10 protein-coding genes are annotated in these 9528 nt (G+C 66.6%); 3 read left to right on the top strand and 7 right to left on the bottom strand.

The annotated features are described in order from the left end of the window. Positions 1-169 precede the first annotated feature (169 nt). A complete protein-coding gene (locus ACLP25_RS14495) occupies positions 170-985 on the bottom strand; it encodes a methyltransferase domain-containing protein (protein ID WP_442469888.1) in 816 nt (271 codons plus the stop codon). Between the two features lie 190 nt (positions 986-1175). On the opposite strand from ACLP25_RS14495, the gene ACLP25_RS14500 reads away from it, so the two are divergent. Further along, positions 1176-1739: a NifU family protein gene (locus ACLP25_RS14500; protein WP_442469889.1), complete on the top strand. Its 564-nt coding sequence runs from the start codon at positions 1176-1178 to the stop codon at positions 1737-1739. Between the two features lie 26 nt (positions 1740-1765). Beyond that, positions 1766-2344, top strand: a complete 579-nt coding sequence (locus tag ACLP25_RS14505; protein ID WP_442469890.1) for a methyltransferase family protein — start codon at positions 1766-1768, stop codon at positions 2342-2344. 45 nt (positions 2345-2389) lie between these two features. On the opposite strand, the gene ACLP25_RS14510 is transcribed toward ACLP25_RS14505, so the two are convergent. The 4 genes from ACLP25_RS14510 to ACLP25_RS14525 are packed head-to-tail and all read right to left on the bottom strand — an operon-like array spanning position 2390 to position 6843. After that, entirely contained in the window at positions 2390-3340 is a 951-nt protein-coding gene (locus ACLP25_RS14510; RefSeq protein ID WP_442469891.1) for an ABC transporter permease, read from the bottom strand. Beyond that, positions 3337-4308: an ABC transporter permease gene (locus ACLP25_RS14515; protein ID WP_442469892.1), complete on the bottom strand. Its 972-nt coding sequence runs from the start codon at positions 4306-4308 to the stop codon at positions 3337-3339. Before ACLP25_RS14515 ends, ACLP25_RS14510 begins: the two co-directional genes overlap by 4 nt. After that, positions 4305-5810 carry a sugar ABC transporter ATP-binding protein gene (locus ACLP25_RS14520; protein ID WP_442469893.1) on the bottom strand — a complete coding sequence of 502 codons (1506 nt, stop codon included), beginning with the start codon at positions 5808-5810 and terminating at the stop codon, positions 4305-4307. The genes ACLP25_RS14515 and ACLP25_RS14520 overlap by 4 nt, the downstream gene beginning before the upstream one ends. 13 nt (positions 5811-5823) lie before the next feature. Then, the gene (locus ACLP25_RS14525; RefSeq protein ID WP_442469894.1) at positions 5824-6843 is read right to left on the bottom strand and encodes a substrate-binding domain-containing protein; all 1020 of its coding nucleotides are present in this window, start codon (positions 6841-6843) and stop codon (positions 5824-5826) included. A gap of 416 nt (positions 6844-7259) precedes the next feature. Here ACLP25_RS14525 and ACLP25_RS14530 point away from each other — a divergent pair, with 416 nt between their 5' ends. After that, positions 7260-7397: a hypothetical protein gene (locus ACLP25_RS14530; protein WP_442469895.1), complete on the top strand. Its 138-nt coding sequence runs from the start codon at positions 7260-7262 to the stop codon at positions 7395-7397. A gap of 59 nt (positions 7398-7456) precedes the next feature. Here ACLP25_RS14530 and ACLP25_RS14535 read toward each other — a convergent pair whose 3' ends face one another. Both ACLP25_RS14535 and ACLP25_RS14540 read right to left on the bottom strand, forming a co-directional pair. Then, positions 7457-8152 carry an ABC transporter ATP-binding protein gene (locus tag ACLP25_RS14535; RefSeq protein WP_442469896.1) on the bottom strand — a complete coding sequence of 232 codons (696 nt, stop codon included), beginning with the start codon at positions 8150-8152 and terminating at the stop codon, positions 7457-7459. Beyond that, positions 8145-9440, bottom strand: coding sequence for a lipoprotein-releasing ABC transporter permease subunit (locus ACLP25_RS14540; RefSeq protein ID WP_442469897.1), 1296 nt, complete (start codon positions 9438-9440; stop codon positions 8145-8147). Before ACLP25_RS14540 ends, ACLP25_RS14535 begins: the two co-directional genes overlap by 8 nt. Between the last annotated feature and the right edge of the window lie 88 nt (positions 9441-9528).

Raw genomic sequence — 9528 nt, forward strand, 5'->3', positions numbered from 1 at the left:
CATCTGAAACTCCTGTCTGAGAGTGGGCTTTGAACACCCCATCCTCTCAGGCAGGAGGACCTTCACTCCATCCCGCCGATCCCCCGCTCGCTTCCGCCTCCGCCGCGATAGCGGCTTCGTTCAATCCTTCTAACCGGGCGTGCAACTCGCGGATGTCCTGCCGAACCGTCTACGCCGGAACTCGCCCTCGCAAGCGGAAGTAGAGGGCGGAAGTGGTGATAACATTGGGGTCGGCAAGCTGGCGCTCGTACGCGCCAAGATCGCGATCGAGATCCTCCGACGAGATGAACCCGCCGGAAATCAACTTATCCCGGACGTTCACAATAAAATCGCGGAAGATCGGGCGGCGGCTATGGCCGGGCGGATGCGCCTGGACGGCGACGTCCACTGCGATGTCCTTGAGACCTGCCTCCCGGAAAAGGCGATGGGTGCGCCTGCCGATGAAAAGATCGATCCCCTGCGAGCGCGCGTTTTCGACGTAGGCGCTCCGTAAGCGATCATATTCGGCCGAGGGCGGATCAAGCACCCCCGCTTCCAGGTCCGCTTCGAAGCTCGCCACCCAACCGCCCGGCCGCACCAGCGACACCATCTCGCGGACGATCAACTCGGGTTTCGGCACGTTGACGAGGACAAGGCGCATATGCGCGCCGTCGAAGGATGCGCGCGGCAGGCCGGTGTCGTAGGCGTCCCCCTCGCGAACCTCGACTTGCGTCAGGCCGAGATCGACGGCGAATTGGCGCGCCAAGTCAACGAAATGAGGGCTGCGGTCGAGGCCAAGAATCGACCCGGTCGGGCCGACCCGCTTTCCCAGCAAGTGAAGAACGCCGCCCGGGCCGCATCCGAGGTCGACCAGTCTCTCCCCCGCTTTGATTCCAACCTTGGCGAGTTGTTCGTCCGAGAGGGGAGCGAGGTCGGCGATTTGCCGTTTGAGGCGAAGCTCTTCCGCTTTGCCGCGTCCGAGCAGGTAAATGTCGGGCTCCGTCATCTCTGCATTCCCCCGAAACGCCCCCTGCCTGGACTTCATCGCCATCGCCCCGCCACGAAGCTGGCGCAATCGCACTGCGAATGTTTGACGCCGCGGCCCGGTATCGAGCCTTCACCGCAACCGTAAAGGAGAGCCGATCCTTGCCCCGGCAATCCTTCGGGCCTATCTATGCCGCAAGGAGCGGCATCTCATGTTCATCCAGACCGAAGCGACCCCCAACCCCGCCACGCTGAAATTCCTGCCCGGCCGGACGGTGATGGAGGATGGCACGTTCGAGGCGCGCGATCTCGCCGAGGCCGAACGCTCGCCCCTCGCCAAGGCGCTGATGGAGCTACCGGGCGTCAGCGGCGTGTTCTTCGCGGGCGACTTCATTTCGGTCACCAAGACCGAGGGCGAGTGGCAGCATCTCCGCCCGGCGGTGCTCGGCGTAGTGACGGAATTCTTCCTCTCCGGGGCGCCGCTGATCGAGACGGGCGGAGCGGACGTCGTGACGACCGGCGAGTTCTTCGACCCGAAGGACGCCGAGACGGTCGAAGCGATCAAGGAGTTGATCGAGACCCGCGTCCGGCCTGCGGTCGCCGGCGACGGCGGCGACATCATTTTCAAGGGCTTCCGCGACGGGATCGTCTATCTGAAGATGAAAGGCGCCTGCTCCGGCTGCCCCTCCTCGACGGCGACCTTGAGGCACGGAATCCAGAACCTGCTCAAACACTTCCTTCCGGACGTTCAGGCGGTGGAGTCGATCGAGGGGTAACGGCCCCAGCCTCTTGAGGCTGACCCATGTTCACTCGTTGGCTGTTTCTGTCGCTCTTTGTCTTCATGTGGGTCGGGTGGCTCGCCCTCTGGAGGGTGATGGCCTTTCGAGTCAAGGCGACGGCGCAGTCCGAGAGCGTGCCGTCCCGGCTTTCGCATCTCGCCCCACTCCTCTTCGCCGGCTACCTCCTGGCGGCGCCGCAGGTTCCCATAGTTTTGCTCAACGGCCGCTTTGTCCCGCTCGCGATTTGGCCTGTGGCGCTCGGCGCCGCGCTGACGTTCGCAGGTCTCCTGTTCAGCGTCTGGGCGCGGTTTGAGCTTGCAGGCAATTGGAGCGACTTCGTCCAGGTCAAGCACGATCATGAGCTCATTGTCGGCGGTCCCTATCGATGGGTCCGGCACCCGATCTATACCGGCCTCATCCTGATGTTCGTCGGGACAGCCTTGGCGGTCGGCGAGTGGCGCGGCGTGGTCGCCGTCGCAGTCGCCGCAGCCTCTTTTTGGCGCAAGCTGAGGCTCGAGGAGGCGGTCATGCGCCGCCAGTTCGGCGAGACTTATGCGCAATACGCCGAACGCGTGCCGGCGCTGATCCCGTTCGTGCTGTAATCGGAAGCAGCGCGCCGGCGCCGCCGATCCTGGACTGACCGAGCCTCACCGCGTCCGCTTCTCCCCGCCGGCTGCCGTGATCACCGCCACGATGATGAGGCCGGTGAGCAGCAGCCGGACGCCGGCGCTGACGCCGAACGTGTTCAGCATCGTAAGCAGCAGCACGAGGAACAGCGCCCCGCCCCACACGCCCGGCACGTTGGCGTTTCCGCCCGAGACCGAGGTTCCCCCGATCACCACGACAGCGATCGAGGCGAGCAGGTATTCGTTGCCAATGTCGACGTTCGCGCCGCGGAAATAGCCGGCGAGCAGCGCGCCATCGAGCCCGCCGAGCGCCCCGCAGAACGCATAGGTCGCAAACCGCACGGGCTCGACCTTGATCCCGGCAAGGCGCGCGGCGCGGATGTTCTGGCCGATCGCCATGACCGAACGTCCCCAGATCGTGCGATGGAGCGCGACATGCGCAACCCAGGCGAACAGCGCCGTCAGAATTGCGAGCAAGGGAACGCCGAGCAGCTGGACGTTGGTGAAGTCGGCGAACCCGGGCGGCGGCTTGATCTGAAGCCCCCGGCCGTAGGAGATGTCGACGGACTGGATGATGAAGCTTGCGGACAAGGTTGCGATGATCGGGGGAATGCGAAGCGCCCAGATCAGGACATAGTTCGCGACGCCGACTGCAAGTCCGCACGCCAGCGCGGCCGCGAGGCCGAGCGCGACGAGGGAATCGTCGCCCGCCATCGTCTTCATCGCGACCGCGCTCGCAAGTCCGATGTTCGCCGGAAGCGACAGGTCGACATTCCCTGGTCCGAGCGTGATGACGAACATCTGTCCGATCCCGACGATGACGGTAAAGACCGCAAGCGACAGCGCCGCGGTCAGCATACCGCCGGCGCCATAGCCTCCGGTGAACGCGACCGCCGCGAGCCAGACAACGCCTGCGCCTATAAAGGACCAGATCCAAGGCCGCGCCAGCGCGGTTCTGAGAGCGGCGCTCATCGGCGCTCGCCGTTGCGGCTGATGAGCACGCGCGCGGCGAGCACGATGATCAGGATCGCGCCGTTGGCCGCCACCTGCCAGTCCGGCGGGATGCGCATGAAGGTCAGAAGCGGTGAGGCGGCCATCGCCATGGTCAACGCGCCGATCACCGCGCCGACCGGCGAGGCCTTGCCGCCGACGAATTCACCTCCGCCGAGAATGACGCCCGCAATCGAGAGCAGGGTGTAACCGTTGCCGATATTGGCGTCGGCCGAGGTCGTGATTCCGACGAGCGCCATGCCGGACAACACGCCGAACGTCCCGGCGAGCGCGAACAGGGCGGCCTTGGCCTTCAGCAGCGACCATCCGGCGCGCTCGATCGCGACGGCGTTGCCGCCCGAGCCTCGAAGAATCGCCCCATACGAGGAGCGCATGAGGACGACGTAGCCCACCGCGGCGACCAGCGCCGCCGCGACGATCGGAAAAGGGACGAACGGCGGCTTGACGCCCATGATCGCCTGCAGCCACGCAGGGGCCTTCCCGCCTGGCTTCGGCAGGAGCAAGATCGCCAACCCCTGCCACACGAAGCTCATGCCGAGCGTGACGACGATCGAGGGCAGATTGCGCAGGTAGATGAGCGCCCCGAGCGCCGCATAGAGCGCAACGCAACCGAGAAGCGCAATCGCGCCGAGCCACGGCTCGTCACGCAACCATGTCGCCGAGACGCAGCAGACGAAGCCGACGAACGTGCCGATCGAGAGGTCGAGGTCGTTGCCGGCAATGACGAACATCTGCGCCATGGTCGCGAGCGCGATCGGGATCGCCAGATTCAGCATCAGCGTAAAGCCGAAGTAGCTGATGGCGCGCGGGTTGAGCCAGGCGATCGCGGCGACGACGAGCGCGAGAGACACCGCGGGCAACGCCGTTCGCAGCGCGCGCCGAAGGTCCGTCGTCGCGGGCGGCGACTCCATCCGAGCCGAAGCGCTCATGGCGACGATCCCCCGAAGGAGGAATGGATGACGCGCTCCTCGGTGAGTTCGTGACGCTCCAGTTCCGCGACGATGGCGCCGTTCCTGAAGATATAGGCGCGGTCGCAGTTCTTCAGTTCCTCCGTCTCCGTGGTGTACCAGAGGAATGTGCGCCCGGCCCGGGCCTCGGCGCGGATGAGATCGTAGACTTCGAGCTTGGTGCCGAAATCAACGCCGCGCATCGGGTCGTCCATCAGCACGACGTGCGCGTCGGACGCAAGCGCGCGGGCGAACAGGGCCTTCTGCTGGTTCCCGCCCGAGAGCGAAAGGATCGGATGGCTGACGTCCGGCGTCCGGATCTTGATCCGCTGCCGCCACGAATCGGCGAGCGCGTCCTCGAGCCGCGGCGAGATGAGCGGCCCGGAGCGGAGCGCCTTCAGCGACCGTACGCCGATGTTCCTGGAGATCGACCATTGTGGAAAGACGCCGTCGGACACCCTGTCGCCGGCGACCATCGCCACTGGCCCATGAACGGTCGCGCCCGCCCGCGGGCGCATGGCGGCGTCAAAGGTCGCCAGCAGACAGTCGGTCTGGCCATGGCCCGCAAGTCCGGCGAGGCCGACAATCTCGCCCTCGTGTGCGACGAGCCGGGTCTCATCCTTCTGGCCCGGAGGGCGGACCGACACGCGGACGGGCGCTTCGGCGCGTTCGCGCGCCGCCGCATGGGCCTCGGCGCGGCTGTCGTCGCCCGCGACGCCCCCCATCGCGGCAACGAGCTTCGCCCGACTGAGGCGCCGCGCGGCGTCCGCCGCCACGACTTTGCCGTCGCGCATCACGATGATCCGGTCACAGGCCTCCAGCACCTCGCCGAGAATATGCGAGATGAGCGCGCAGCCGATCCCCGTGGCGACCGAGCGCCGGACATAGCGGAGCAGCTGTCCGGCCGTGTGGGCGTCCAGCGAGGAGGTCGGCTCGTCCAGGATGACGACGCGCGCGGGAAGCTCCGTCACTGTGAAGGCGCGGGCGATCTCGACCATCTGCCTCCGTCCGATGGACAGGTCCTGGACCAGATCGCTGTCGCTCACGCCGTGTCCGGGGAAGATTTCGTCGAGCTTATCGACGATAAGACGGCCCGCCTTGCGCCTCCAGCCAAAGCCCCGGATCGACGGTTGCAACACCCGCGCGTTTTCGGCGACCGTGAGGTTGGGACAGAGGGAAAGTTCCTGAAAGACGCAGCGCAGGCCAAGCGCCTTGGCGCGCGCAGCCGAATACGCTTGCTGCTCTTCCCCGGCGACGACGAGATGTCCACGATCGGGCGTCACTCCGCCGTTCAGGACATGCATCAGGGTCGACTTGCCCGCGCCGTTGTGCCCGACGACGCCGACGCACTCGCCGGCGGCGACGGAAAAATCGACGCCGTCGAGAGCCCGGACGGCGCCGTAAGACTTCGCCAGCCCCTGAAAGTCCACCAGAGCGCCGCCGCCCGCGGGAGGCCTTTCGGTTAAGGGCGCGCGAACGGCCATCTCATCCTTCACGTCACTTCATGTTCGCCTTGATCGCCGCGATCGCGTCGGCCTGCGTGTATTCGTGGCTCGCCACGCCGCCGTTCGGGATTTTCGGCAGCGCGGCTTCGAAATCGTCCTGGGTGAAGGCGAGGTACGGCACCACCAAGTCATGCGGAATGCTCTTGTTGCCGTCGAGCACCTGTTGGGCCACCCAGAAGGCGAGCGTCGAGACGCCTGGCGCGATCGAAGCCGACCACGTCGTATAGCCGTCCTTCGCCTTCTGATCCTTCCACCACTGCAGCTCGTCCTGGCGGTTGCCCATGATGATCGTGGGGCGGGGCTTGCCGGCCGCCGCGAAAGCCTGCGCCGCGCCGTACCCATCGCCGCCCTGATCGACGACGCCAACAATGGCCGGAAGCGAGGGGAGAACCGTGGCGACCGCCTTCTGCGCCGTCGTCTGGTCCCAGTCTCCTGTCACGGACGACACGATCTTGAACTCCGGATGGGCCTTCACTCCCTCGACAAGGCCGGCGTGGATGGCTTCGTCGATCGAAGTGCCGGCGAGGCCGCGGATCTCCAAGAGGTTCCCGCCCTTCGGCTGGAACTGGGCCATGTGCTCGACTTCCTGCTTGCCCATGTCCTTGAAATCGACGACGACCCGCCAGGCGCAGGGCTCGGTGACGATGCCGTCGAACGAGACGACGACGATCCCGGCCTCGCAGGCCTGCTTGATCGCGCCGTTGAGCGCATCCGGCGAGCTCGCATTGATGACGATGGCGTTGTAGCCCTGAAGGATCAGGTTCTGGATCTGCGCGGCTTGGGTCGGCACCTCCTTGTCCGCGGTCGTGAAGACGTCGGCGGCCGCCACGACGTGGTCCTTCACCGCCTGCTGCGTGACGATGTCATAGCTCTTGAGCATCGCCTGACGCCACGAATTGCCGGCATAGTTGTTGGAGAAGGCGATTTTCTTGTCGCTGGTGTCGGCGTGGGCGGCTGCTGCGCAAACCGCGCTCGCGGCGGCGAGCGCAAGCGTCGATAGAATGCGGCTCATCGGTTATCCTCCCAAAGTGATCCCCTCGCGCGGCCGTGCTTGCGGTCAAGTCGGTTTTTTGTTGAGTTCAGCGGCCGCGAGGCGAGGGCGTCCGCGGCCTCGAAATCGCTAACATGTCAGCGATTCGCAAGTCAATCGCCAGGCGGGTCGCGCCGCGGACAGATCGCCCGACAAGGCTCTGGGACGACTCAGTTGGCGGGTTTGAGGAACGCGGAAAGTCATGAGCCCCAGCAAGATCATGTTTATCCGCCACGCTGAAACAGCCGTGCCAGACGGGGCGCCGGGCGTCGCGCCCGGCGTGTCCCTCCCCGGCGGCGACTGATCGAGGCGGCGCAAGGGCGCGCCGCCGCCTCGGCCTCCTGACGGAACAATTGCGCAGGCGCCGGCGTTGCTGCGGATTGGACTGGGACTGCCCTATGCGACTTGTGCTCGCGCTGATCATCATCGTCTATCTCGTGGGCGTCGGCGTCGTCCTTTTCGCCGGTGGTCGAGTCGGCCTGGAACAGCGAAACCGTCTCGGCGTTCGCAGGCAGTATCGGCCGCGCCCTGCCTGACGCCCTGGCGTGGCCGGTGAGGCTCGCGCGCGCGCACGCGGGACCCTGACGGCGCTCCACTACCCCACCTCCGCCACCTGCCCGTCGCGGATCGTCACCCGCCGGTCCATGCGGGCGGCGAGGTCCATGTTGTGGGTCGCGATGAGGGCGGCAAGGCCTGTGGCCTTCACGAGCGAGGCCAGCGTGTCGAACACGTGGCTCGCCGTCTTCGGATCGAGGTTGCCGGTCGGTTCGTCGGCCAGCAGGATTCGCGGACTATTCGAGACGGCGCGAGCGATGGCGACGCGCTGCTGCTCGCCGCCGGAAAGCTCGGCCGGGCGGTGGCTCTCGCGCTTGGCGAGGCCGAGATAGGCGAGAAGCTCCCGTCCCCGCGTCGTCGCCTCGGCGCGCGACAGCCCGGCGATCATCTGCGGCATGACGAGATTCTCCAGCGCCGAAAATTCCGGCAAGAGATGATGGAACTGGTAGACGAAGCCGATCTGGCTGCGCCTCAAGCCGGTGCGCTGGTCGTCGGTCATGGTCGAGGTCGGGCTGCCTGCGACCGTGATCTCGCCGGCGCTTGGGTGTTCGAGAAGGCCGGCGAGATGCAGCAGCGTCGACTTGCCCGCGCCCGACGGCGCGATCAGCGCGACCGACTGCCCCGGGTACAGGGCGAGCGAGGCGCCGGTCAGCACCTCGACCGTGGTCTCGCCGCTGCCGTAGCGGCGCTCGACGGCTTCCAGCGTCAGCGCAGCGAAGCGGCCCGCTTCATTCATAGCGCAGCGCCTCCACCGGATCGAGCTTCGCCGCCCGCCACGAGGGATAGATCGTCGCCGCGATCGACAGGAAGAGCGACAGCAGCCCCACGGCCAGCACGTCCGTCGGCTCGACGCGCGAGGGAAGCTGCGACAAGAAGTAGAATTCCGACGGGAACAGGTTTTGTCCGGTGAGCCACGAGAGAAAGCGTCGGATCGGCTCGACGTTATAGGCCACGACGAGGCCGAGGATCAGCCCGACGCCGGTGCCAACCACGCCGATGGTCGCCCCCGTGATGAGAAAGATGCGCATGACGGCGCCGCGCGTCGCGCCCATGGTGCGGAGCACCGCGATGGCGCGGGCCTTGTCCTGCACCAGCATGATGAGCCCCGAGATGATGTTGAGCGCCGCCACCAGCATGATCAGCGTCAGAATGGCGAACATCACGTTGCTCTCGACCGCCAGCACGTCGAAGAAGCTGCGGTTGAGCTGGCGCCAGTCGGTGTCGATCATCGGCCGCTGCTGGGCGGGCTCGATCGCCCGGCGCATCGCGTCCATGTCGTCGGGGTTGGCGACGTAGACCTCGATGACGTTGGCCTGGCCGTCCAGATTGAAGAACGTCTGCGCCTCGGCGAGCGGCATGAAGATGAAGGTGTTGTCGAACGTCGACATGCCGATCTGGAAGATCGCCGAAACCGGGTAGGACTTCATCCGCGGCGTGACGCCGAACGGCGTCTCGGCGCCGTGAGGCGCAATGATCGTCACCTTGTCGCCGACGCGCAGGCCCAGATGCTCGGCGAGCTTGGCGCCGACAGCGAGCCCCGCGCCCGTGTCGAAACCGTCGAGCGCCCCTTGTGTGATATGGCCGGCGACGCCCGGCAGGCGCTCGAGGTCCTGCTGCTTGATCCCGCGCACCAGAGCGCCGGACGAGCCGTATTGCGTCGTGGCGAAGGCTTGGCCCTCGACCAGCGGCAGCGCCAGCGTCACGCCGGGAACCTTGCTTACCCGCTCGGCGACCGCGTCGTAGTCGGTGAGCGGCGTCTCGATGCCCTGCAGGAACATATGGCCGTTGAGGCCGATCATCTTTTCCATGAGATCATGGCGGAAGCCGTTCATCACCGACATGACGACGATCAGCGCCGCGACCCCGAGCACGATGCCGAGGAATGAGAAGCCGGCGATGACCGAAATCGACTTTTGCGCGTTGCGGGCGCGCAGGTAGCGGAACGCGACCATCCACTCGAACGGCGCGAACGGACGCGTCGCGCGCGACGGGGCGGCGGCTTCGACGCCGGCGGAGGTGGTCATGCCGGAACTCCCCCGCGCGCAGCCCAGCCCCCCTCACCCCACGTGCGGGGAGAGGGCCGGGGTGAGGGGCCTAGCGGTTGGCCGCGAC

Origin of the sequence: Roseiarcus sp. (genome assembly GCF_052145395.1) — a bacterium.
Lineage (GTDB): Bacteria > Pseudomonadota > Alphaproteobacteria > Rhizobiales > Beijerinckiaceae > Roseiarcus.